The following is a 23,932-nucleotide window of genomic DNA, read 5'->3' as shown; positions in this document are numbered from 1 at the left end:
TTGGAAACGCCAATGCTGATAACGTCTTTTCTGACTGCTACGCTGGAAACCGCGCTGAATCAGCTTCTTTTTCACGATACGGTTTCTTGCGATCGTGGTTTTTCGTGTGATCGAAGTATGAAGTCTGCTCGCCAGCGCTTACAGGGAAAAACACTCCAGATCGAGCTGGCTGAACTGGATATGCCTTTGGTGCTGGTGTTTAACGAACAGCGGCTGGACGTGATCAGCCAGTGGGGCGAGCCAGCGGATTGTTGCCTGAAGACACGCGTTCCGGTTCTGATGAAATTACGCGATCGTCAGCAGCTCTCGTCGCTGATGCGCAGCGGCGAGCTGGTGATAGAAGGCGATATTCAAGTCGTTCAACAGTTCATCGTGCTGGTTGATCTGGCGGAGTTCGATCCGGCGGAGTGGTTGTCCCCCTATCTGGGCGATATTGTTGCTCAGGGCCTTACCCAAACGGCACAGAAAACCCTGAGTTTCCTGAGACGCTCATTACATCAGCAGCAACATTTCTTGTCTGAGACGCTAACGGAAGAGTGGCGACTGGCGCCGGGAAAACTGGAAAACGCCTGGTTCCATGAGGAAATTGTTGCGCTGGATAAATCCGCCGATACGTTGTCCGAACGGCTGGCGAAGCTGGAGGCTTTACGATGACGCCCAGTGAATTACGCCGCCTTTACAGCATTGTGCGTGTGCTGTTGAGCTATGGTCTGGACGAACTTATTCCTAAAATGCGTCTGACGCTTCCGCTACGTGCGGGCCGTCGTCTGCTGTTCTGGTTACCCAATCGTCACCGCACTAAGCCTTTAGGGGAACGTCTGCGTTTGGCGCTTCAGGAACTGGGGCCCGTGTGGATTAAGTTCGGACAAATGATGTCTACACGCCGCGATCTGTTCCCACCGGCTATCGCCGATCAACTGGCGATGTTGCAGGATAAGGTTGAGCCGTTTGATGGCAAATTGGCGCGTGAGCAAATTGAGCTGTCGATGGGGGGAATCCCTCTTGAAGAGTGGTTTGATGATTTTGACATTAAACCACTGGCCTCAGCCTCGATTGCACAGGTGCATACCGCATGCCTGAAAAGCACGGGCAAAGAGATCGTTATCAAGGTTATTCGCCCAGATATTTTGCCTGTCATCAAGGCGGATATGCGCCTGATGAAACGTCTGGCGGGTTGGTTGCCTCACCTGTTGCCGGATGGTCGTCGTCTGCGTCCGCGCGAAGTGGTGCTGGAATATGAAAAAACGCTGCTTGATGAGCTGAACTTGCTGCGAGAAGCGGCAAACGCCATCCAACTGCGGCGTAATTTTGAGAACAGCCCGATGCTGTATGTGCCGGAAGTTTATTCGGATTATTGCAGCGAAAGCATGTTGGTGATGGAGCGAATCTACGGTATTCCGGTTTCTGATGTCGATGCGCTGACAGCCAATGGTACTGATATGAAGCTACTGGCAGAACGTGGCGTTCAGGTTTTCTTCACGCAGGTGTTCCGCGACAGTTTCTTCCACGCAGATATGCATCCCGGCAATATCTTTATCAGCTACGAGCACCCAGAAGACCCGCAATACATTGGTATTGATTGCGGTATCGTCGGTTCGTTGAATAAAGAAGATAAGCGCTATCTGGCTGAGAATTTCATTGCCTTCTTCAACCGTGATTATCGCAAAGTTGCCGAATTGCATGTGGATTCGGGCTGGGTGCCTGCGGACACGAATGTTGCAGATTTTGAGTTTGCTATTCGTACGGTCTGTGAGCCGATCTTCGAGAAGCCGTTGGCAGAAATTTCGTTCGGTCATGTATTATTGAATTTGTTTAATACGGCGCGTCGTTTCAATATGGAAGTACAGCCTCAGCTAGTGTTGCTACAAAAAACGCTGCTGTATGTCGAAGGCGTGGGTCGGCAGCTTTATCCGCAGCTCGATCTGTGGAAAACCGCCAAGCCGTTTCTGGAAAACTGGCTGAAACAACAGGTCGGTTTGCCTGCGGTTTTCCGTGCGCTCAAAGAAAAGGCACCGTTCTGGGCTGAAAAATTGCCGGAAGTCCCTGAGCTGTTTTATGACGGGCTACGTCAGCATAAGATGTTAAAGCAAAGCGTCGATAAGCTGGCCTATGAGTTAAAGACGCAGCAGTCTCGTCAAGGACAGTCACGATATCTTTTGGGTATTGGCGCAACGCTGCTAATCAGTGGTACGTTGTTACTGATCAGCCGTGTTGAAGCCGATATGGTTCCCTCAGGGTTGATGGCCGCAGGAATTGTTGCCTGGATTATCGGTTGGCGTCGAACTCGTTGAAGCAGATCATGATGCACGCCAGAATTACCCGATATAATTACGGGAATTCTGTCGTTCCCCTTTTTGAAAAGAGGTAAATGTTATGGGTGGTATTAGTCTCTGGAACCTGTTGATTATCGCAGTCATCGTCATCTTACTGTTCGGAACCAACAAGCTGAGAACGCTGGGTTCGGATCTGGGTGCATCCATCAAAGGCTTTAAGAAAGCGATGGGTGACGATCAACCGTCCACTAGCGCAGACAAAACGCAGCCAGATGCCGATTTCTCTACCAAGTCTATCGCTGACAACCAATCAGACGTCAAGCCGGGCGAAACGAAGAGCCAGCATAAAGAGCAGGTGTAATCTGTGTTCGATATCGGTTTTGGTGAATTGCTATTGGTGATGGTTCTCGGCCTGATTGTTCTCGGGCCGGAGCGTTTGCCTGTGGCAGTCAGAACGGTTGCAAGCTGGATCAGGACGCTGCGTTCGCTGGCGTCTACGGTTCAGAATGAACTGTCGCAGGAGCTGAAACTCCAGGAGTTTCAGGAAAGCCTGAAGAAAGTCGAAAAAGCCAGTTTGCAGAATCTGTCGCCTGAGTTGAAAGCCTCAATGGATGAACTCAAAGAAGCGGCGGAAGCGATGAAACGCGGCTATACCGAGACAGTGTCGCTGCAAAAGACAGAGCACCAAACGCCAGAGGGTCATAGCCCGACGGTGGAACCGCAGCACAACATCCCGCTGAGCGATCCTGAAGCAGCCTACGATGGGGTGATTGAAGCGGAAACCGCAGTACGTCCGGCAGTCAGTCAGCCTAAACCTGAAAGCGCTGCTGTGGCTGAACATCACCATGATGATCGCAACGCCACGAGTGATAACGCTGTCGGCAACGATAATGTCAAACCTGAGCAGTCCCAGTCTTCTGCTGTTTCTGCCCGCCAACCGAGTGATAGTCGTTAGTTTATGGCCGATGAAGAGACTCAACCGCTAATTAGCCACCTGATTGAGCTACGTAAGCGGCTACTGAACAGCATTATCTGTGTGCTGGCGGTATTTATTGCGCTGGTGTACTTTGCCAACGACATTTATCAACTGGTTTCTGCACCGCTCATTGAGCAATTACCTGCGGGTGCCAGCATGATCGCGACCGATGTCGCCTCGCCTTTTTTTGCGCCGATAAAACTGACGATGATTGTCTCAGTGTTTGTCGCTGCGCCGCTGGTGCTGTATCAGGTGTGGGCATTTGTCGCTCCAGCCCTGTATAAACACGAGCGTCGCTTAATGATGCCGTTGCTGGTCTCCAGCAGTTTGCTGTTTTATATGGGCATGGCGTTTGCGTACTTCGTGGTGTTCCCGCTGGCGTTTGGCTTTTTTGCGAAAACCGCGCCTGTTGGCGTGCTGATTGCGACGGACATCAATAACTACCTCGATTTTGTTATGGCGCTGTTCATGGCGTTCGGGATATCGTTTGAAGTGCCAGTTGCCATTGTGCTGCTCTGCTGGAGTGGCGTGGTGACGCCGGAAGAGCTGAAAAGAAAGCGCCCTTATATTTTGGTCGGCGCGTTCGTTGTCGGTATGTTGCTAACGCCGCCGGATGTTTTCTCGCAGACGCTGCTGGCGATTCCCATGTATCTGCTGTTTGAAATCGGCGTCTTCTTCTCACGGTTTTATGTTGGCAAAGGCCGACGCGCTGAAACCGAAGAGCCATCGCAGTAACGCACGGTTTCCTGCGGTAGAACGGTAAAATGACCTCTCTTTGAGAGGTCTTATTTTTTTATTCGCCGGCGTGAAATCGGCGAACGGTCACGGGCAGGTGAGAGTCATGTTTGATATCGGTGTCAACCTAACCAGTTCCCAGTTTGAAAAAGACAGGGAGCAGGTCGTCATCCGGGCAAAGGAAGCGGGTGTCAGCGGCATCTTGATCACAGGAACAAACGCTCAGGAAAGCCATCAGGCCATGTTACTGGCGCAAGCCTACCCCGATTACTGTTGGTCAACGGCAGGTGTTCATCCGCATGATGCCAGCCAATGGAATGACACTATTGCCGAACAGGTTCATCACATGGCAAGCGCCGACTGCGTGGTTGCCATCGGCGAATGCGGGCTGGATTTCAACCGTAACTTTTCGACGCCAGAAGAGCAGGAACGGGCATTCAGTGCGCAGTTAGCGATAGCGGCCGAACTGTCCATGCCGGTTTTCCTTCACTGTCGTGATGCCCATTCCCGATTTATCTCCCTGCTGACGCCGTGGCTGAGTCAGTTACCTGCCGCCGTCGTTCACTGCTTTACTGGCAATCGTCATGAATTGGATGAGTGTCTGGCTGTGGGGCTGATGGTTGGCATTACCGGCTGGGTTTGCGATGAGCGTCGCGGGCTTGAGCTGCGCGCCTTACTGCCGCATATTCCTGCCGATCGGCTGTTGGTGGAAACCGACGCACCTTATCTGTTACCGCGGGATTTACGCCCTAAACCGGCCTCCCGCCGTAACGAACCCTGTTATCTGCCTCATATTATTCGCCAGATTGCGGAGTGGCGTGGAGAAGATGCCACATGGTTGGGACAGACAACAGATGAAAATGCCCGCCGGGTTTTCCGGCTGGCCTGATTCAGGAGAATAATGACATGAGCACTGCTTTTCCCGGCACTTTCCCCGGCCGACGTATGCGTCGCATTCGCCGCCATGATTTCAGCCGTCGCCTTGTTGCTGAAAATCAACTGACGGTGAATGATTTGATTTATCCCGTTTTCGTGATGGAAGGGACAAATCATCGTCAGGAAGTTCCCTCAATGCCGGGGGTATACCGGATGACTATCGACGTGCTTCTGAAAGAAGCCGAAGAGATCGCTAAGCTCGGCGTTCCGGTGCTGTCGCTGTTCCCCGTTATTGAAGCGGATAAGAAATCGTTATATGCCGAAGAAGCCTATAACCCGGATGGCCTGGTTCCTCGCACAATCCGCGCGTTGAAAGACGCTGTCCCAGAGCTGGGTTTGCTGACGGATGTGGCGCTCGATCCCTATACCACGCACGGGCAGGACGGGATTATCGATGCGGATGGTTATGTGATTAACGACGTCACCAAGGAGATTTTGGTGCGTCAGGCGCTGTGCCACGCTGAAGCTGGAGCCGAAATTATTGCGCCTAGCGACATGATGGACGGTCGCATCGGTGCTATCCGCGACACCCTTGAAGCACAAAACCTGATCAATACCCAGATCATGGCGTACTCGGCTAAGTATGCATCGTGCTATTACGGGCCTTTCCGTGACGCTGTGGGCTCAGCGGGTAACCTGAAAGGTGGCAACAAGAAAACCTACCAGATGGATCCGGCCAACAGCGATGAAGCTTTGCAGGAAATTGCGCAGGATTTGCAGGAAGGCGCGGATATGGTGATGGTCAAACCGGGGATGCCTTATCTGGACGTAGTGCGTCGCGTCAAAGACACCTTCGGCGTGCCGACGTTTGCTTATCAGGTATCTGGTGAGTACGCGATGCACATGGCGGCGATTCAGAATGGCTGGTTGCAAGAACAGCCAGTAGTGATGGAGTCTCTGCTGTGCTTTAAACGCGCAGGTGCCGATGGGGTGCTGACCTATTTTGCCAAACGTGTCGCACAGTGGCTGCACGATCAGCATATGCAACGCTAAGCTTGTTCTCATCCGGCGCGGGATAAACGCGCCGGGTAGGGCAAACAGACAAGGAACGTCGGACTACGTTTTTCGAAGGGCTATGTCTTCAAAGGACTATGCTTTCAAAGGACTAGTTTTCAAAGGATTAGGCTTTGCGAAACTCGCGGTTATCGATGCTTTGTCTGACCTGTTTGTTCAACATATTCAGTAATAGCATCGAGCGGGCTTCGCCGTCAGGTTCGGTATAGATAGCCTGAAGACCAGAGAAGATACCGTCGGTAATGACCACGCTATCGCCGGGCTGTGGCGTCAGTGGGTCAATGATTCCCTGAATAGGGCGAAGTGATAATTCATCGATAACCTGCTGCGGAATGGTCGCAGGCAGTGCACCGAATCGCACAAAGTTGCTCACCCCACGCGTCGCGCTGATGGTGGTGGTGTGGATGCGTTCGGGGTCGAACTCCACAAACAGGTAGTTCGGGAACAGCGGTTCACACACTTCCGTTCGTTTACCACGAACGATCTTATCTAGCGTGATCATCGGGCTCACGCAGGTGACATCCTGACGTTCCAGATGCTCTTTCGCTCGCAGCAGTTGACCACGTTTACAATACAGTAAGTACCAGGCTTCCATAATTTCGCAGACTTATGATTCCGACGAGCAAGCATAACAAAAGCGAGCACGGATAAAAAATTTTCGGCAGATATTTTTGTTACCACATTTTGGCGATCGGATTCTTGATAGTGAGCAGATTCTTACCATAAATAGGCGTTGCAGGAAGCGACAGGTTGGCGAAGAGACTTTATAATAGCCAGAACGATAGACTGCCCCCGATGAATAGCATGAAATACCGTGACTTACGCGAATTCCTCTCACTGCTGGAAGAGAGAGGGGAGTTAAAACGCATTACCCAGCCCATCGATCCCTACCTTGAAATGACGGAAATTGCCGACCGAACGCTGCGTGCGGAAGGCCCAGCGCTCCTGTTTGAAAATCCCAAAGGCTATGACATGCCGGTGCTGTGCAATTTATTTGGCACGCCGAAACGTGTTGCATTGGGAATGGGGCAGGAAGACGTCAGCGCATTGCGCGAGGTGGGCAAGCTGTTGGCGTTTCTGAAAGAGCCGGAGCCGCCCAAAGGGTTCCGCGATCTGGTGGATAAAATGCCGAAGTTCCGTCAGGTATTGAATATGCCGACGAAGCGTCTGTCTTCTGCGCCGTGTCAGGAACAGATTTGGCAGGGGGATGACGTTGACCTGCGCCGGATTCCAGTGATGCAGTGCTGGCCGGAAGATGCCGCACCGCTGATTACCTGGGGGCTCACTGTGACGCGCGGGCCGCATAAAGAGCGGCAGAATCTGGGGATCTATCGCCAGCAGGTGCTGGGTAAAAACAAACTGATTATGCGCTGGCTATCTCATCGCGGCGGCGCGCTGGATTTCCAGGAGTGGTGTCAGGAAAATCCCGGGCAGCGTTTTCCCGTGTCTGTCGCATTGGGCGCTGACCCTGCGACGATCCTCGGTGCAGTGACGCCAGTCCCTGATACGTTATCGGAATATGCCTTTGCGGGTTTGCTGCGCGGGCATAAGACCGAGGTGGTGAAGTGTCTGTCGAACGATTTGGAAGTCCCCGCCAGTGCGGAAATTGTTCTGGAAGGCTATATTGAACCGGGAGAAATGGCAGCAGAGGGCCCTTACGGCGACCATACCGGCTATTACAATGAAGTCGATCACTTCCCAGTCTTTACCGTCACACATATTACTCAGCGCCAGAATGCCATTTATCACTCGACTTACACTGGCCGGCCGCCGGATGAACCTGCCGTGCTGGGCGTGGCGTTGAACGAAGTTTTCGTGCCGATCCTGCAAAAGCAGTTTCCTGAGATTGTCGATTTTTATTTGCCACCGGAGGGTTGCTCTTACCGTCTGGCGGTCGTTACCATGAAGAAGCAGTACCCTGGCCATGCTAAACGCGTCATGATGGGCGTTTGGTCTTTTTTACGCCAGTTCATGTATACGAAATTTGTCATTGTCTGCGATGATGACGTCAATGCGCGTGACTGGAACGACGTCATATGGGCGATCACGACGCGTATGGATCCGGCGCGCGATACGGTATTAGTAGAAAATACGCCGATAGATTACCTTGATTTTGCCTCGCCGATTTCTGGTCTGGGCTCCAAAATGGGTCTGGACGCCACCAATAAATGGCCTGGCGAGACGCAGCGTGAGTGGGGTCGCCCCATCAAGAAAGACCCACAGGTTTGTGCCCGCATTGATGAAATATGGGACGAACTGGCCATTTTTAGTGACAGAGAGCCTCGGCGTTAAGGGCTGCTGCTCTGTTCTCAGTTTTGCTTTTATGACCCTATAGAGGGAATGCATGACAACATTGAGCTGTAAAGTGACTTCGGTCGAAGCCATAACCGATACGGTTTATCGCGTTCGTTTGTTACCTGAAGCGCCGTTTTCCTTTCGGGCTGGCCAGTATTTGATGGTGGTGATGGGCGATCGAGATAAACGTCCTTTTTCACTGGCATCGACCCCGATGGATAAAAACTTTATTGAATTGCACATTGGGGCGTCCGAACTGAATCTTTACGCGATGGCCGTGATGGAACGCATTCACAAGGAAAAAACCCTGACGGTCGATATCCCGCATGGCGAAGCCTGGCTGCGGGAAGAGAGTACGCGCCCGCTGGTGTTGATTGCGGGGGGAACCGGATTTTCGTATGTGCGTTCTATTCTGCTGACCGCGCTGGCACAGCAACCCGAGCGCGATATCGCCATTTACTGGGGCGGACGTGAATCCCAGCATTTGTATGACTTAACCGAACTTGAAGGCTTTGCGGCCAAGCACTCCAATCTACGTGTAGTGCCGGTAGTCGAACAGCCAGAAGCAGGATGGGATGGTAGAACGGGGACCGTTCTGAGTGCGGTATTACAGGATTACGGCTCACTGGCAGAGCAGGATATCTATATTGCTGGTCGTTTTGAAATGGCGAAAATTGCACGTGAGCGTTTTTGTAACGAACGCGGCGCGCTGACAGCGCATATGTTCAGCGATGCGTTTTCGTTTATTTAAAGTCGTCGGTAGCAGTAAGACATAAGTAGTAAAAATAAAAATCCCACGGCTGTGGGATTTTTGGTTTCTAGTCTTGCTCTGGCAGAGCTTTCCTGTGTTTAGACGCGCTCAAATACCGTCGCAATGCCTTGTCCCAGCCCGATGCACATCGTCGCCACGCCAAATTGAACGTCGCGGCTTTCCATCAAATTAATCAACGTAGTAGAGATGCGTGCGCCTGAGCAGCCAAGCGGGTGACCCAGCGCAATCGCACCGCCATTGAGATTGACCTTTTCATCCAACTGTTCCAGCAGCCCCAGATCTTTAATGCAGGGTAGCGTCTGGGCGGCAAATGCTTCATTCAGTTCAAAGAGGCCGATATCGGCCAGACTTAGCCCTGCCCGTTTCAGCGCCAGTTTGGTCGCCGGGACGGGGCCGTAGCCCATAATTGAAGGATCGCAGCCAACGACGGCCATCGCCCGAATGCGAGCCCGTACGGGTAAGCCTAACGATGCCGCGCGGGATTCGCTCATGATTAACATGGCTGCGGCGCCATCGGACAACGCTGAGGATGACGCGGCTGTTACCGTACCGTTAACCGGATCGAATGCTGGCTTGAGCGCGGCAAGGCTATCGACGGTGGTGTCTGGGCGAATGACCTCGTCATAATCGAAGCGTTGCAGCGTGCCGTCTGCGTCATGGCCCGCCGTGGGGACGATTTCATTACGGAATGCCCCTGACTGGGTAGCGCTGTGGGCGCGCTGGTGTGAACGTGCGGCGAACTGATCCTGCATATCTCGACCAATATTGTGCATGCGTGCCAGCATCTCAGCCGTGAGTCCCATCATACCCGCCGCCTTCGCCGTGGTGCGGCTTAGTCCCGGATGAAAATCGACGCCATGATTCATCGGCACATGCCCCATATGCTCAACTCCGCCAATTAAGCAGACATTCGCGTCGCCAACCATAATGGCACGTGCTGCATCGTGGAGAGCTTGCATGGAGGAACCGCACAGCCGGTTAACCGTGGTCGCAGGGACACTCATCGGAATTTCTGCCAGTAAAGCGGCATTGCGGGCGACGTTGAAGCCTTGCTCCAGCGTCTGTTGCACACATCCCCAATAGATATCGTCGATCTCTCGGGCGTCCAGCGCCGCGTTACGGCTCAACAGGCTACGCATCAGGTGTGCGGACAGATCTTCGGCTCTCACCTGGCGGAAGGCGCCGCCTTTGGAGCGTCCCATCGGCGTACGTACGGCATCAACAATCACTACCTTTTCCATATTTCCTGTCCTCATGCCGGTTGACCGTAAGAAACGTCCGCGTGTGGCGCGACCGATGGATAATAGCCTTTATTGCTTTTGGCTTTTTGCTGCAAGCCGTCTGGCACCTGATAGATGGCGCCGAGGTGAGCCAACTGCTGTGCCATCTCGACATAGCGTTCGCTGCCCAAGGTATCCAGATAGCGGCAGGCTCCGCCGTGGAAGGGAGGGAAACCTAGCCCGTATACCAGCGCCATGTCTGCTTCGGCGGGGCTGGCGACGATACCTTCTTCCAGACAGCGCGCGACTTCATTAATCATTGGGATCATCATACGAGCGATAATCTCTTCTGCGCTGAACGTTTTTTTCGGCTGGCTGATGTCCTGAAGAATCGCATCTACAGCCTCATCCTGTTCTTTACGCAGCTTCCCTTTGCTATCCGTTTGATAGCGATAGAAGCCGTGGCCATTCTTCTGTCCGAAGCGCTGGTGTTCAAACAGAGCATCAATCGCATCGCGATAGTCTTTCGCCATGCGTTGTGGGAAGCCCTCAGCCATCACGGCCTGAGCATGGTGAGCGGTATCAATACCAACAACGTCCAGCAGATAGGCCGGGCCCATCGGCCAGCCGAATTTTTTCTCCATGACGTTATCGATATCGCGGAAGTCGGCACCGTCTCTGAGCAATAAGCTGAACGCAGCAAAATAGGGGAACAGCACCCGATTCACGAAAAATCCGGGGCAGTCGTTCACGACAATCGGCGTTTTGCCCATCTTGCTGGCGTAAGCCACCACGCTGGCGATGGTGCTGTCGCTGGTTTGAGGGCCGCGAATAATTTCGACCAGCGGCATACGGTGTACCGGGTTGAAGAAGTGCATACCACAGAAGTTTTGCGGTCGTTTTAGCGACGCAGCCAGTGAAGCAATCGGGATCGTTGAGGTATTTGACGCCAGAATCGTATTCTCGCTCACGTGCGATTCGGTTTCTGCCAACACGCTGGCTTTGATTTTCGGGTTCTCAACCACGGCCTCAACGACGATGTCGGTGCGCTCGAACCCGGCGTAATCCAGCGTTGGCTGAATACTGGCTAGAATCGTCGCCATTTTCATTCCGTCCAGCTTGCCGCGTTCCATCTGCTTATTCAGGAGCTTGGCTGCTTCATTCATCCCCAGTGCGAGCGGCTTCTCGTTGATATCTTTCATCCGAATCGGCACGCCTTTGAATGCAGATTGATAGGCAATGCCGCCGCCCATAATGCCTGCCCCCAGCACGGCGGCCTGCTGCGGTACGGACGTCTCGCCAATCAGCTTCTTCGCTTTGCCTTTAACATATTGATCGTTGAGGAAAATACCAACGAGCGCGCGAGCTTCATTTGAACGTGCCAGTTGAACGAAGTGCTGCGTCTCAAGCTGCAATGCGTCATCACGCGTCATGGTCGCGGCTGCTTCGATGGTTTTTACCGCTAGCATCGGTGCCGGATAGTGTTTGCCCGCAGTTTGTAGCACCATCGCTTTGGCGGTGGTAAAGCTCATCATGGCTTCGATCTTATTGAGCTTCAGCGGTTCAAGTTTCGGCCGTCGGTAAGCCTGCCAGTCCAGTGAGCCGTTAATCGCCTGTTTCAACATCTTGATGGCGGCGGGAACCAGCTTGTCATTGGCGACAACGGCCTGCACCAGCCCCACTTTTAAGGCATCGGCTGCGCTGATGTCTTTGCCTGCGGCGATAATCTCCAGCGCGCTGTCCGCACCCAACAGGCGTGGTAGCCTGACCGTGCCGCCAAAGCCCGGCATGATCCCCAGTTTGGTCTCAGGCAACCCGATGCGTGCATCCGTCGTTGCCAGCCGAAAATCAGTCGCCAGCATACATTCACAACCGCCGCCCAGCGCATAGCTATTAATCGCGGACAGTGTGGGAACGGGCAAGTCCTCAAGACGGCTGAAAATTCGGTTGGCGAAGACAAGCCATTCATGCAGCTTTTCGGCCGGTGCGGCAAAAAGAGAAAGGAATTCTGTGATATCGGCACCGACAATAAATGCCGGTTTATCAGAACGTAGCAGTAAGCCCTTCAGGTTCGGCTGTTCCGCCAGAACGTCCAGCGCCTTACCCAGGCTGGCAACCGTGCGGGTATCTAGCTTGTTTACGGAGCCAGGGGCAGAAAATACCAGCTCGGCAATGCCGTCCTCAAGCCAGTTAAGGTAGAGGGATTCACCTTGATAAAGCATGTTTATCTCCGCTGTTTGTGTGAGTAATCTGGTATGACCAGATAATCGAATTGTGGTTTTAATGTTAACGTTTTGCAAACGAGAGATTAATTTTTTGCCGAATCGATCACAAAGCACCGGACGCTGCCCTTGGGGAATGCCTGTGTTAAAATGGAGAGATCATGTCGTGACGTACAAGGATACTCATGGAAAAGCTGGCTTCTTTATATCATCACCATCTGGCTACGCTGCAAGCGCGTGCTCAGGCGGTTTTAGCGCGCCATCAGCTTGACGCATTACTGATTCACTCTGGTGAGCTGTTGACCGTTTTTCTGGACGATCACGACTATCCTTTTAAAGTTAACCCGCAATTTAAAGCTTGGGTGCCCGTTACGCAGGTGCCGAACTGTTGGCTATGGGTTGACGGCGTTAATCCGCCGAAGCTGTGGTTCTACTCGCCGGTGGATTACTGGCATAACGTTGCACCGGTTCCCGAGAGTTTTTGGACTGAAGAGATCGATATTACCGTGCTACGGAATGCTGATGATATTGGACAACTGCTTCCCTCACAGCGCGAGCGTGTTGCTTATATCGGCTACGCCTCGCAGCGTGCGCAGGATTTGGGGATTCGTGCAGACAACATTAACCCTCAGGGCGTGCTGGATTATCTGCACTACCATCGGGCTTATAAAACCGATTACGAGCTGGCCTGCATGCGTGAAGCGCAGAAGACTGCCGTTATCGGTCACCGGGCGGCGCATGAAGCGTTCCTGTCCGGCATGAGCGAATTTGATATTAATCTGGCGTATCTGACGGCCACCGGTCATCGCGATATCGATGTTCCTTACGGTAATATCATTGCGTTAAATGAGCACGCTGCGGTGTTGCACTATACCCAGCTCGATCATCAGGTGCCTTCCGATGTCCGCAGCTTTCTGATTGATGCGGGTGCGGAATATAACGGCTATGCCGCCGATCTTACGCGTACCTATTCCGCACAGAGCGATGGTGCGTTTGCCTCGCTGATTAAAGATCTCAATCAGGAAATGCTTTCATTGATTGATACCGTTCAGGCGGGAGTGCGTTATACCGATTACCACCTTCAGATGCATCAGCGGATTGCGAAGCTGCTGAAATCACATCAGCTGGTGCGGGACATCAGCGAAGAGGCCATGGTGGAGCAGGGGATGACATCGCCTTTCCTGCCGCACGGCCTTGGCCACCCGCTGGGCTTGCAGGTGCATGATGTCGCCGGATTTATGCAAGACGATCGCGGTACACATCTGGCGGCACCGTCGCAGCATCCTTATCTGCGTTGTACTCGCGTGCTTGAACCCGGTATGGTCATGACGATCGAACCGGGCATCTATTTCATCGAATCCTTGCTTGCTCCGTGGCGTGAGGGAGAATTGAGTCAGCACTTTGACTGGCAAAAAATCGATGCGTTGAAACCGTTTGGCGGTATCCGTATCGAGGATAATATTGTCATTCATGAAGGGCGCGTGGAGAACATGACGCGCGACCTGAATCTGGCCTGATGCAAGCGTATCCCATTCCTGCTGCGCCAGTGAGCTTCAGCGAGGAAATCAAGAAAAGCCGCTTTACGACGATCCTGGCGGCAACGCCGGGAATCGATGCGGCAAAAGCGTTTATTCAGCACGTCAGGGAAGAGCATGCTTCGGCGGGTCACCACTGCTGGGCGTTTGTTGCGGGTGCGCCTGACGATTCCCAACAGCTTGGCTTTTCTGACGATGGCGAGCCTTCCGGCACGGCGGGTAAGCCGATGTTGTCGCAGCTGATGGGAAGCGGTATCGGTGAGATTACGGCCGTGGTCGTGCGCTACTATGGCGGAATCCCGCTGGGCACGGGTGGACTCGTGAAGGCTTATGGCGGTGGCGTTCAGCAAGCGTTGAAGCTGCTATCGCTGCAAGAGAAAGTATTGCAAAAAGAGTATGGCTTACAATGTGACTATGCACTGTTGCCCCAGGTGGAATCATTGATCTTCCAGCTTGGTGGAAAAGTTCTGCATAGCGAGTATGGCGTGGAAGTCGTATTGCGCTTCTCTATCCCCATTAGGGGAATTGAGGAGGCGGCAATGAAATTACGTGATTTAAGCCGCGGCGCGTTGCATTTATTGCCGATTCCATAATAATCCCAGCGCTTTTTATGAATCATTAAGGAATTCCCTGCGATGCACTTGCGCGCCATAACTCGTATTGTCGGCCAGTTGGTTATCCTGTTTTCGGGGACGATGGTTATTCCCGGACTGGTGGCGTTAATTTACCGCGATGGCGCAGGCCGGGCGTTTACACAGACATTTATTGTCGCGCTGGCGATTGGCATCATGCTGTGGTTACCAAACCGCAAACAGAAGCATGAACTGAAATCTCGTGAAGGATTCCTGATCGTTGTCCTCTTCTGGACGGTGCTGGGAAGCGTCGGTGCGCTGCCTTTCCTATTTGCGGAACATCCTAATCTGGGCGTAACGGATGCTTTTTTCGAATCGTTCTCTGGGTTAACGACGACGGGGGCGACTACGTTGGTCGGGCTGGATTCACTGCCTAAAGCCATCTTGTTTTATCGACAAATGCTGCAATGGTTTGGTGGGATGGGGATCATCGTACTCGCCGTTGCCATCCTGCCGATTCTTGGTGTCGGTGGGATGCAGCTTTATCGTGCGGAGATGCCGGGGCCGCTGAAGGAAAACAAAATGCGCCCGCGTATTGCCGATACGGCAAAAACGCTGTGGCTGATTTATCTCTTACTGACGATTGCCTGTGCCGTCGCGCTTTGGCTGGCCGGCATGCCGGTATTCGATGCGATTGGTCACAGCTTCTCTACGGTGTCCGTCGGAGGGTTCTCTACCCACGACGCCAGTATCGGCTACTTCAACAGCCCAACAATCAACACCATCATCGCGATATTCTTGCTGATTTCCGGCTGTAACTTTGGTTTGCACTTTGCCCTGCTGAGCGGCCGCAGCCTGAAGGTATACTGGCGTGACCCGGAATTCCGCATGTTCATCTTTGTTCAGTTGTCGCTGGTGGCCGTGTGTACGATTGTCCTGTGGTTCCACCACGTTTATGACAGCGGAATGCAGACGATCAATCAGGCGTTCTTCCAGGTTGTCTCTATGGCGACAACGGCAGGGTTTACCACGGATAGCATTGCATCGTGGCCGCTTTTCCTGCCGGTTTTGCTTCTGTGCTCCGCATTCATCGGCGGTTGTGCGGGCTCAACCGGGGGCGGCCTGAAAGTGATTCGTATCCTGCTGCTTTTCCTACAAGGATCGCGTGAGCTTAAGCGTTTAGTGCATCCGAATGCGGTTTATACGATTAAGCTAGGTCATAGGGCGTTGCCAGAACGCATCCTGGAAGCCGTGTGGGGATTCTTTTCTGCATATGCGCTGGTTTTCATTATCAGCATGCTGGCCGTCATTGCGACAGGCGTTGATGATTTCTCCGCGTTTGCGGCGGTCGCAGCCACACTGAATAACCTAGGGCCGGGGCTGGGCGTTGTCGCTGAGAATTTTACGTCGATGAATGATACGGCGAAATGGATTCTGATACTGACGATGTTGTTTGGTCGTTTGGAAGTCTTCACGCTTTTAGTGCTGTTTACGCCAACCTTCTGGCGGGAATAGTCCCCATAAGGATAAAGAACAATGAAAGCTTTGATCGTGTTTTCGAGTCGGGATGGGCAAACAAGAGCGATTGCCTCCTATATTGCAAATACGCTGAAGGGAACCTTGGAGTGTGATGTTGTTAACGTACTCAATGCGAATGATATCGATCTGAGCCAATACGATCGGGTTGCGATTGGGGCATCGATTCGATACGGGCGCTTTCATCCTGCGGTAAATCAATTTATCCGTAAGCATCTGACTTCTCTACAGCAGCGACCCAGCGCATTCTTCTCCGTGAATCTCACCGCACGTAAACCAGAAAAGCGCACAATACAAACCAATGCCTATACGCGTAAGTTCCTGCTGAATTCCCCTTGGCAGCCAGATTTGTGCTGTGTGTTCGCTGGTGCCCTACGTTATCCACGTTACCGCTGGTTTGATCGGGTAATGATTCAACTCATTATGCGTATAACGGGTGGGGAAACGGATAGCACTAAAGAGATTGAATACACTGACTGGCAGCAGGTTGCCCGTTTTGCTCAGGATTTCGCTCAATTAGCGGCGAAAAATCCGGCATAACGGCGTCTTTTAATTCGCTTTGCTGAAAAAAAAATCACTCGGTAACTTTTTTGCATTTAGCGCTTGTCAGCGCCCGAGAAGTCCCTATAATGCGCATCCACTGACACGGCAACAGCGACACGCGGTTGTGGTGACAGTAAAAGATTCAACGAAGGCAATCAGTAATGACTTGACTTCACAGCGGAAAAGCATAATATATGCAGCCCGCGCCACCGATGAAGTGGCACTGCTCTTTAACAATTTAATCAGACAATCTGTGTGGGCACTCACAAGACCGTATCTTAACGATATAAAAAGTCTTGAAGAGTGAACAACAGTAAAATTCATTACGAATGAACAGTGACTAATTCTTTGAGCATCGCTTCTCGAGTAGAAGCAAATCAAACAAATCTTAAATTGAAGAGTTTGATCATGGCTCAGATTGAACGCTGGCGGCAGGCCTAACACATGCAAGTCGAGCGGTAGCACAGGAGAGCTTGCTCTCTGGGTGACGAGCGGCGGACGGGTGAGTAATGTCTGGGAAACTGCCTGATGGAGGGGGATAACTACTGGAAACGGTAGCTAATACCGCATAACCTCGCAAGAGCAAAGAGGGGGACCTTCGGGCCTCTCGCCATCAGATGTGCCCAGATGGGATTAGCTAGTAGGTGAGGTAATGGCTCACCTAGGCGACGATCCCTAGCTGGTCTGAGAGGATGACCAGCCACACTGGAACTGAGACACGGTCCAGACTCCTACGGGAGGCAGCAGTGGGGAATATTGCACAATGGGCGCAAGCCTGATGCAGCCATGCCGCGTGTGTGAAGAAGGCCTTCGGGTTGTAAAGCACTTTCAGCGGGGAGGAAGGCGATAAGGTTAATAACCTTGTCGATTGACGTTACCCGCAGAAGAAGCACCGGCTAACTCCGTGCCAGCAGCCGCGGTAATACGGAGGGTGCAAGCGTTAATCGGAATGACTGGGCGTAAAGCGCACGCAGGCGGTCTGTTAAGTTGGATGTGAAATCCCCGGGCTTAACCTGGGAACTGCATTCAAAACTGACAGGCTAGAGTCTTGTAGAGGGGGGTAGAATTCCAGGTGTAGCGGTGAAATGCGTAGAGATCTGGAGGAATACCGGTGGCGAAGGCGGCCCCCTGGACAAAGACTGACGCTCAGGTGCGAAAGCGTGGGGAGCAAACAGGATTAGATACCCTGGTAGTCCACGCTGTAAACGATGTCGACTTGGAGGTTGTGCCCTTGAGGCGTGGCTTCCGGAGCTAACGCGTTAAGTCGACCGCCTGGGGAGTACGGCCGCAAGGTTAAAACTCAAATGAATTGACGGGGGCCCGCACAAGCGGTGGAGCATGTGGTTTAATTCGATGCAACGCGAAGAACCTTACCTACTCTTGACATCCACAGAATTCGGTAGAGATACCTTAGTGCCTTCGGGAACTGTGAGACAGGTGCTGCATGGCTGTCGTCAGCTCGTGTTGTGAAATGTTGGGTTAAGTCCCGCAACGAGCGCAACCCTTATCCTTTGTTGCCAGCGATTCGGTCGGGAACTCAAAGGAGACTGCCGGTGATAAACCGGAGGAAGGTGGGGATGACGTCAAGTCATCATGGCCCTTACGAGTAGGGCTACACACGTGCTACAATGGCGTATACAAAGAGAAGCGACCTCGCGAGAGTAAGCGGACCTCATAAAGTACGTCGTAGTCCGGATTGGAGTCTGCAACTCGACTCCATGAAGTCGGAATCGCTAGTAATCGTAGATCAGAATGCTACGGTGAATACGTTCCCGGGCCTTGTACACACCGCCCGTCACACCATGGGAGTGGGTTGCAAAAGAAGTAGGTAGCTTAACCTTCGGGAGGGCGCTTACCACTTTGTGATTCATGACTGGGGTGAAGTCGTAACAAGGTAACCGTAGGGGAACCTGCGGTTGGATCACCTCCTTACCAAAAAAGATGTGTGTTAAGTGAAGTGCTCACACAGATTGTCTGATGAAAATAACGAGCAGAAATACCTTAATAGGCTTGTAGCTCAGGTGGTTAGAGCGCACCCCTGATAAGGGTGAGGTCGGTGGTTCAAGTCCACTCAGGCCTACCAACTCTTCCATGAGTGGTATTTAAGGTATCTGTAAGCAACGATGGGGTTATAGCTCAGCTGGGAGAGCGCCTGCCTTGCACGCAGGAGGTCTGCGGTTCGATCCCGCATAGCTCCACCATCACTACTCGCTATATAGAAAACTTCAGAGTGTACCTGTTTGGGTGCACTGCGAAGTTTTGCTCTTTAACAATCTGGAACAAGCTGAAAATTGAAACATGACAGCTGAACATGCATTGATGCCTGCGGGTATGAATGGCGTGTCAGTGTGTCAATGAGTCTCTCAAATAATCGCAGCACGACAGTGACTTTGATTAATCAAAGACACCTTCGGGTTGTGAGGTTAAGCGACTAAGCGTACACGGTGGATGCCTAGGCAGTCAGAGGCGATGAAGGGCGTGCTAATCTGCGATAAGCGTCGGTAAGCTGATATGAAGCGTTATACCCGACGATACCCGAATGGGGAAACCCAGTGTGTTTCGACACACTATCATTATGTGAATACATAGCGTAATGAGGCGAACCGGGGGAACTGAAACATCTCAGTACCCGAGGAAAAGAAATCAACCGAGATTCCCCTAGTAGCGGCGAGCGAACGGGGAGGAGCCCAGAACCTGAATCAGTTTGTGTGTTAGTGGAAGCGTCTGGAAAGTCGCACAGTAAAGGGTGATAGTCCCGTACACAAAAATGCACAGATTGTGAGTTCGATGAGTAGGGCGGGACACGTGACATCCTGTCTGAATATGGGGGGACCATCCTCCAAGGCTAAATACTCCTGACTGACCGATAGTGAACCAGTACCGTGAGGGAAAGGCGAAAAGAACCCCGGCGAGGGGAGTGAAATAGAACCTGAAACCGTGTACGTACAAGCAGTGGGAGCCTTGATTAATCAGGGTGACTGCGTACCTTTTGTATAATGGGTCAGCGACTTATATTCTGTAGCAAGGTTAACCGTATAGGGGAGCCGTAGGGAAACCGAGTCTTAACTGGGCGTTAAGTTGCAGGGTATAGACCCGAAACCCGGTGATCTAGCCATGGGCAGGTTGAAGGTTGGGTAACACTAACTGGAGGACCGAACCGACTAATGTTGAAAAATTAGCGGATGACTTGTGGCTGGGGGTGAAAGGCCAATCAAACCGGGAGATAGCTGGTTCTCCCCGAAAGCTATTTAGGTAGCGCCTCGTGAATTCATCTTCGGGGGTAGAGCACTGTTTCGGCTAGGGGGTCATCCCGACTTACCAACCCGATGCAAACTACGAATACCGAAGAATGTTATCACGGGAGACACACGGCGGGTGCTAACGTTCGTCGTGAAGAGGGAAACAACCCAGACCGCCAGCTAAGGTCCCAAAGTCATGGTTAAGTGGGAAACGATGTGGGAAGGCACAGACAGCCAGGATGTTGGCTTAGAAGCAGCCATCATTTAAAGAAAGCGTAATAGCTCACTGGTCGAGTCGGCCTGCGCGGAAGATGTAACGGGGCTAAACCATGCACCGAAGCTGCGGCAGCGACACTTAGGTGTTGTTGGGTAGGGGAGCGTTCTGTAAGCCGTAGAAGGTGGCCTGTGAGGGCTGCTGGAGGTATCAGAAGTGCGAATGCTGACATAAGTAACGATAATGCGGGTGAAAAACCCGCACGCCGGAAGACCAAGGGTTCCTGTCCAACGTTAATCGGGGCAGGGTGAGTCGACCCCTAAGGCGAGGCTGAAAAGCGTAGTCGATGGGAAACAGGTTAATATTCCTGTACTCGGTGTTACTGCGAAGGGGGGACGGAGAAAGCTAGGTTATCCGGGCGACGGTTGTCCCGGTTTAAGCGTGAAGGTGGATGACTTTGGTAAATCCGGGTCGTCATTAACACTGAGGCGTGATGACGAGTCACTACGGTGATGAAGTAACCAATGCTACGCTTCCAGGAAAAGCCTCTAAGCTCCAGGTAACATCAAATCGTACCCCAAACCGACACAGGTGGTCAGGTAGAGAATACTCAGGCGCTTGAGAGAACTCGGGTGAAGGAACTAGGCAAAATGGTGCCGTAACTTCGGGAGAAGGCACGCTGATGGTAGGTGAAGTGACTTGCTCACGGAGCTGAAATCAGTCGAAGATACCAGCTGGCTGCAACTGTTTAATAAAAACACAGCACTGTGCAAACACGAAAGTGGACGTATACGGTGTGACGCCTGCCCGGTGCCGGAAGGTTAATTGATGGGGTCAGCCGCAAGGCGAAGCTCTTGATCGAAGCCCCGGTAAACGGCGGCCGTAACTATAACGGTCCTAAGGTAGCGAAATTCCTTGTCGGGTAAGTTCCGACCTGCACGAATGGCGTAATGATGGCCAGGCTGTCTCCACCCGAGACTCAGTGAAATTGAACTCGCTGTGAAGATGCAGTGTACCCGCGGCAAGACGGAAAGACCCCGTGAACCTTTACTATAGCTTGACACTGAACCTTGAGCCTTGATGTGTAGGATAGGTGGGAGGCTTTGAAGCGTGGACGCCAGTCTGCGTGGAGCCAACCTTGAAATACCACCCTTTAATGTTTGATGTTCTAACGTGGGCCCGTAATCCGGGTTGCGGACAGTGTCTGGTGGGTAGTTTGACTGGGGCGGTCTCCTCCCAAAGCGTAACGGAGGAGCACGAAGGTTAGCTAATCCTGGTCGGACATCAGGAGGTTAGTGCAAAGGCATAAGCTAGCTTGACTGCGAGAGTGACAGCTCGAGCAGGTGCGAAAGCAGGTCTTAGTGATCCGGTGGTTCTGAATGGAAGGGCCATCGCTCAACGGATAAAAGGTACTCCGGGGATAACAGGCTGATACCGCCCAAGAGTTCATATCGACGGCGGTGTTTGGCACCTCGATGTCGGCTCATCACATCCTGGGGCTGAAGTAGGTCCCAAGGGTATGGCTGTTCGCCATTTAAAGTGGTACGCGAGCTGGGTTTAGAACGTCGTGAGACAGTTCGGTCCCTATCTGCCGTGGGCGTTGGAAGATTGAGAGGGGTTGCTCCTAGTACGAGAGGACCGGAGTGAACGCACCACTGGTGTTCGGGTTGTGATGCCAATTGCATTGCCCGGTAGCTAAGTGCGGAAGAGATAACCGCTGAAAGCATCTAAGCGGGAAACTTGCCTCGAGATGAGTCTTCCCTGGGCACTAGATGCCCCTGAAGGGCCGTTGAAGACGACGACGTAGATAGGCTGGGTGTGTAAGCGTAGCGATACGTTGAGCTAACCAGTACTAATGACCCGAGAGGCTTAACCTTACAACACCGAAGGTGTTTTGAGACGACTCAAAAAACGATACTCAGCTTGTTCAAAGATTGGTTCTGATGGTTGTGCGAGCGCGTAAGCAACGTATAACGGTTGGAATGAAACAGAATTTGCCTGGCGGCGATAGCGCGGTGGTCCCACCTGACCCCATGCCGAACTCAGAAGTGAAACGCCGTAGCGCCGATGGTAGTGTGGGGCTTCCCCATGTGAGAGTAGGGAACTGCCAGGCATCAAATTAAGCAGTAAGCCGGAGCGATCTGGTGGTTGTAGAGAAATTCGGTGGAGCGGTAGTTCAGTTGGTTAGAATACCTGCCTGTCACGCAGGGGGTCGCGGGTTCGAGCCCCGTCCGTTCCGCCACTTATTAAAAATTATGCCTGCTAACTTTAGCAGGCATAATGTTAAGCGTAATTTAGGGGCGTAGCTCAGTTGGTAGAGCACCGGTCTCCAAAACCGGGTGTCGCGAGTTCGAGTCTCTCCGCCCCTGCCAAATAAAACCCTTCACGATAGCGTGAAGGGTTTTTTTTGATCTGTACTTTATGCTCGATCCTGTCTTGTACCCCTCTTTCCAATTTCTCCGTTATTTCTCCCCTCTGGATACCTAATTAATCTAACGTGTTGTTATTTAATAGATAAAATTCGCTGATGTGCTGCTGACAGATCGTGCTGATTTAGCTGTAAATATGCACAAAATCACCGTAATACCAGGTTGTGAACTTGCTCATTCATCTTGTTCGATATTTGAACTAAAACTATCTACAACCTGAGTGGAGGGAAATTATTTTTCATAGTGATCCTTCAGGTTGCATTCACTTGTTAGTGGTATCTGCCAACATCACATCGATAGCGCTATAGCAGAAATTCGTAGCGCTATGCTGTACCTGAAATCTGACTAAGTAGCTGTAAGACTACACAGAAGGAGTTTAAGTATGTACAGACGTTTACTGGTAGCTGTTGCTGTAAGCACGGCGTTATGTAGTGCCGTACAGGCAAAACCCTTAACGGTTGGGTTTTCCCAGATTGGTTCAGAATCAGGATGGCGCTCTGCTGAAACTAAAGTGTCAAAGCAGGAAGCTGAGAAGCGTGGGATAACGTTAAAAATAGCTGATGCCCAACAGAAGCAGGAGAATCAGATTAAGGCTGTGCGGTCATTCATCGCCCAGGGTGTCGATGCCATATTTATTGCGCCAGTCGTTGCTACTGGCTGGGCACCGGTCTTACAGGAAGCTAAAGAAGCAAAAATCCCAGTGTTCTTGCTTGATAGAACGATTGAGGTAAGCGATCCATCGCTATATACCGCTGCTATCGCCTCTGATAGCGTCTATGAAGGAAAAGTGGCAGGGGAGTGGCTTGTGAAAGAGGCCGCTGGCAAACCTTGTAATGTTGTTGAATTACAGGGAACGGTTGGGGCTAGCGTTGCTATAAACCGTAAGAAAGGGTTTGCTGACGGTATAGCTTCAGATTCACAGATAAAAATTATCCGTTCACAGTCGGGAGACTTTACTCGCAGTAAGGGTAAAGAGGTCATGGAAAGCTTTATTAAAGCTGAGCAGAACGGAAAAAATATCTGTGCGGTTTATGCGCATAATGATGACATGGCAATAGGCGCCATTCAGGCAATTAAAGAAGCTGGCCTGAAACCTGGTTCACAAATAAAAGTTGTCTCTATTGATGGTGTCCCTGATATTTTCAAAGCTATGATGAATGGCGAAGCTAATGCCACCGTTGAATTAACACCTAATATGGCTGGGCCTGCTTTTGATGCTTTATTGGCGATGAAGAAGGACGGCAAACAGCCTGAGAAATTCATTCAAACCGAATCACGTTTATTACTGCCTGACACGGCAAAACAGGAATATGAAACCAAGAAAGACCTTGGTTATTGATATTTATATTGTGGATTTATCATTGATATAAATTTTGCTAAATACCTGGCAGAAATATGAATATGGGAAAGTGGGTTTGCGA

17 protein-coding genes, 4 tRNA genes and 3 rRNA genes are annotated in these 23,932 nt (G+C 51.9%); 21 read left to right on the top strand and 3 right to left on the bottom strand.

All coding sequences use genetic code 11. The features are described 5' to 3' along the window. Positions 1-12 precede the first annotated feature (12 nt). The 7 genes from ubiJ (at position 13) to hemB (ending at position 5,913) form a co-directional block, all read left to right on the top strand. Positions 13-654, top strand: a complete 642-nt coding sequence (gene ubiJ, locus BJJ97_RS04000; RefSeq protein WP_095993133.1) for a ubiquinone biosynthesis protein UbiJ — start codon at positions 13-15, stop codon at positions 652-654. Then, entirely contained in the window at positions 651-2,291 is a 1,641-nt protein-coding gene (gene ubiB, locus BJJ97_RS03995; protein WP_095993132.1) for a ubiquinone biosynthesis regulatory protein kinase UbiB, read from the top strand. The genes ubiJ and ubiB overlap by 4 nt, the downstream gene beginning before the upstream one ends. Positions 2,292-2,373: 82 nt before the next feature. Further along, positions 2,374-2,634 (top strand): Sec-independent protein translocase subunit TatA, encoded by a 261-nt coding sequence (gene tatA / locus BJJ97_RS03990; protein WP_039364213.1) that lies wholly within the window; start codon positions 2,374-2,376, stop codon positions 2,632-2,634. A gap of 3 nt (positions 2,635-2,637) precedes the next feature. Next, positions 2,638-3,228 (top strand): Sec-independent protein translocase protein TatB, encoded by a 591-nt coding sequence (tatB, locus tag BJJ97_RS03985; protein WP_095701227.1) that lies wholly within the window; start codon positions 2,638-2,640, stop codon positions 3,226-3,228. Between the two features lie 3 nt (positions 3,229-3,231). Next, positions 3,232-3,984: a Sec-independent protein translocase subunit TatC gene (gene tatC / locus BJJ97_RS03980; RefSeq protein ID WP_095701228.1), complete on the top strand. Its 753-nt coding sequence runs from the start codon at positions 3,232-3,234 to the stop codon at positions 3,982-3,984. Between the two features lie 106 nt (positions 3,985-4,090). Further along, positions 4,091-4,873, top strand: coding sequence for a 3'-5' ssDNA/RNA exonuclease TatD (tatD, locus tag BJJ97_RS03975; RefSeq protein WP_095993131.1), 783 nt, complete (start codon positions 4,091-4,093; stop codon positions 4,871-4,873). 17 nt (positions 4,874-4,890) lie between these two features. Continuing rightward, a complete protein-coding gene (gene hemB, locus BJJ97_RS03970; RefSeq protein WP_095993130.1) occupies positions 4,891-5,913 on the top strand; it encodes a porphobilinogen synthase in 1,023 nt (340 codons plus the stop codon). Between the two features lie 127 nt (positions 5,914-6,040). On the opposite strand, the gene rfaH is transcribed toward hemB, so the two are convergent. Continuing rightward, on the bottom strand, positions 6,041-6,529 hold the full coding sequence (rfaH, locus tag BJJ97_RS03965) for a transcription/translation regulatory transformer protein RfaH (protein ID WP_039364226.1): 489 nt from the start codon (positions 6,527-6,529) through the stop codon (positions 6,041-6,043). Between the two features lie 200 nt (positions 6,530-6,729). Here rfaH and ubiD point away from each other — a divergent pair, with 200 nt between their 5' ends. Both ubiD and fre read left to right on the top strand, forming a co-directional pair. Then, positions 6,730-8,226, top strand: coding sequence for a 4-hydroxy-3-polyprenylbenzoate decarboxylase (gene ubiD / locus BJJ97_RS03960; protein ID WP_095993129.1), 1,497 nt, complete (start codon positions 6,730-6,732; stop codon positions 8,224-8,226). Between the two features lie 52 nt (positions 8,227-8,278). Next, positions 8,279-8,980, top strand: coding sequence for an NAD(P)H-flavin reductase (gene fre / locus BJJ97_RS03955; protein ID WP_095701230.1), 702 nt, complete (start codon positions 8,279-8,281; stop codon positions 8,978-8,980). 98 nt (positions 8,981-9,078) lie between these two features. On the opposite strand, the gene fadA is transcribed toward fre, so the two are convergent. Next, the gene (gene fadA, locus BJJ97_RS03950; RefSeq protein ID WP_095993128.1) at positions 9,079-10,242 is read right to left on the bottom strand and encodes an acetyl-CoA C-acyltransferase FadA; all 1,164 of its coding nucleotides are present in this window, start codon (positions 10,240-10,242) and stop codon (positions 9,079-9,081) included. 11 nt (positions 10,243-10,253) lie between these two features. Then, entirely contained in the window at positions 10,254-12,443 is a 2,190-nt protein-coding gene (gene fadB / locus BJJ97_RS03945) for a fatty acid oxidation complex subunit alpha FadB (RefSeq protein WP_095993127.1), read from the bottom strand. Positions 12,444-12,628: 185 nt separating this feature from the next. Between fadB and pepQ the strand changes: the two genes are divergently transcribed. The 12 genes from pepQ (at position 12,629) to ytfQ (ending at position 23,850) form a co-directional block, all read left to right on the top strand. Next, positions 12,629-13,960 carry a Xaa-Pro dipeptidase gene (gene pepQ / locus BJJ97_RS03940; RefSeq protein ID WP_095993126.1) on the top strand — a complete coding sequence of 444 codons (1,332 nt, stop codon included), beginning with the start codon at positions 12,629-12,631 and terminating at the stop codon, positions 13,958-13,960. Further along, positions 13,960-14,571 carry an IMPACT family protein gene (locus BJJ97_RS03935; protein ID WP_095993125.1) on the top strand — a complete coding sequence of 204 codons (612 nt, stop codon included), beginning with the start codon at positions 13,960-13,962 and terminating at the stop codon, positions 14,569-14,571. Before pepQ ends, BJJ97_RS03935 begins: the two co-directional genes overlap by 1 nt. Before the next feature lie 42 nt (positions 14,572-14,613). Next, positions 14,614-16,065 (top strand): Trk system potassium transporter TrkH, encoded by a 1,452-nt coding sequence (trkH, locus tag BJJ97_RS03930; protein WP_095993124.1) that lies wholly within the window; start codon positions 14,614-14,616, stop codon positions 16,063-16,065. Positions 16,066-16,086: 21 nt separating this feature from the next. After that, entirely contained in the window at positions 16,087-16,626 is a 540-nt protein-coding gene (hemG, locus tag BJJ97_RS03925; protein ID WP_095993123.1) for a menaquinone-dependent protoporphyrinogen IX dehydrogenase, read from the top strand. A 393-nt stretch (positions 16,627-17,019) separates the two neighbouring features. After that, positions 17,020-18,561: ribosomal RNA gene (locus BJJ97_RS03920) — 16S ribosomal RNA — on the top strand. A gap of 74 nt (positions 18,562-18,635) precedes the next feature. Then, positions 18,636-18,712 (top strand) — tRNA-Ile (locus BJJ97_RS03915). Positions 18,713-18,754: 42 nt separating this feature from the next. After that, positions 18,755-18,830: transfer RNA gene (locus BJJ97_RS03910), tRNA-Ala, on the top strand. 220 nt (positions 18,831-19,050) lie between these two features. Then, positions 19,051-21,959: ribosomal RNA gene (locus tag BJJ97_RS03905) — 23S ribosomal RNA — on the top strand. Between the two features lie 120 nt (positions 21,960-22,079). Continuing rightward, positions 22,080-22,195 (top strand): 5S ribosomal RNA (gene rrf, locus BJJ97_RS03900). The 16S, 23S and 5S rRNA genes sit together here with 4 tRNA genes alongside, the layout of an rRNA operon. A 52-nt stretch (positions 22,196-22,247) precedes the next feature. After that, positions 22,248-22,324: transfer RNA gene (locus BJJ97_RS03895), tRNA-Asp, on the top strand. A 54-nt stretch (positions 22,325-22,378) separates the two neighbouring features. Further along, positions 22,379-22,454 (top strand) — tRNA-Trp (locus BJJ97_RS03890). A 439-nt stretch (positions 22,455-22,893) separates the two neighbouring features. Further along, a complete protein-coding gene (gene ytfQ, locus BJJ97_RS03885; protein WP_095993122.1) occupies positions 22,894-23,850 on the top strand; it encodes a galactofuranose ABC transporter, galactofuranose-binding protein YtfQ in 957 nt (318 codons plus the stop codon). Positions 23,851-23,932 lie beyond the last annotated feature (82 nt).

Origin of the sequence: Pectobacterium polaris (assembly GCF_002307355.1) — a bacterium.
Lineage (GTDB): Bacteria > Pseudomonadota > Gammaproteobacteria > Enterobacterales > Enterobacteriaceae > Pectobacterium > Pectobacterium polare.
This window is presented reverse-complemented; position numbering and strand designations above follow the sequence as displayed.

Coding starts and splice junctions, on each gene's coding strand:
- ubiJ (WP_095993133.1), top strand. CDS start 13: ATGCTGATAACGTCTTTTCTGACTGCTACGCTGGAAACCGCGCTGAAT.
- ubiB (WP_095993132.1), top strand. CDS start 651: ATGACGCCCAGTGAATTACGCCGCCTTTACAGCATTGTGCGTGTGCTG.
- tatA (WP_039364213.1), top strand. CDS start 2,374: ATGGGTGGTATTAGTCTCTGGAACCTGTTGATTATCGCAGTCATCGTC.
- tatC (WP_095701228.1), top strand. CDS start 3,232: ATGGCCGATGAAGAGACTCAACCGCTAATTAGCCACCTGATTGAGCTA.
- tatD (WP_095993131.1), top strand. CDS start 4,091: ATGTTTGATATCGGTGTCAACCTAACCAGTTCCCAGTTTGAAAAAGAC.
- hemB (WP_095993130.1), top strand. CDS start 4,891: ATGAGCACTGCTTTTCCCGGCACTTTCCCCGGCCGACGTATGCGTCGC.
- rfaH (WP_039364226.1), bottom strand. CDS start 6,529: ATGGAAGCCTGGTACTTACTGTATTGTAAACGTGGTCAACTGCTGCGA.
- ubiD (WP_095993129.1), top strand. CDS start 6,730: ATGAATAGCATGAAATACCGTGACTTACGCGAATTCCTCTCACTGCTG.
- fre (WP_095701230.1), top strand. CDS start 8,279: ATGACAACATTGAGCTGTAAAGTGACTTCGGTCGAAGCCATAACCGAT.
- fadA (WP_095993128.1), bottom strand. CDS start 10,242: ATGGAAAAGGTAGTGATTGTTGATGCCGTACGTACGCCGATGGGACGC.
- fadB (WP_095993127.1), bottom strand. CDS start 12,443: ATGCTTTATCAAGGTGAATCCCTCTACCTTAACTGGCTTGAGGACGGC.
- pepQ (WP_095993126.1), top strand. CDS start 12,629: ATGGAAAAGCTGGCTTCTTTATATCATCACCATCTGGCTACGCTGCAA.
- BJJ97_RS03935 (WP_095993125.1), top strand. CDS start 13,960: ATGCAAGCGTATCCCATTCCTGCTGCGCCAGTGAGCTTCAGCGAGGAA.
- trkH (WP_095993124.1), top strand. CDS start 14,614: ATGCACTTGCGCGCCATAACTCGTATTGTCGGCCAGTTGGTTATCCTG.
- hemG (WP_095993123.1), top strand. CDS start 16,087: ATGAAAGCTTTGATCGTGTTTTCGAGTCGGGATGGGCAAACAAGAGCG.
- ytfQ (WP_095993122.1), top strand. CDS start 22,894: ATGTACAGACGTTTACTGGTAGCTGTTGCTGTAAGCACGGCGTTATGT.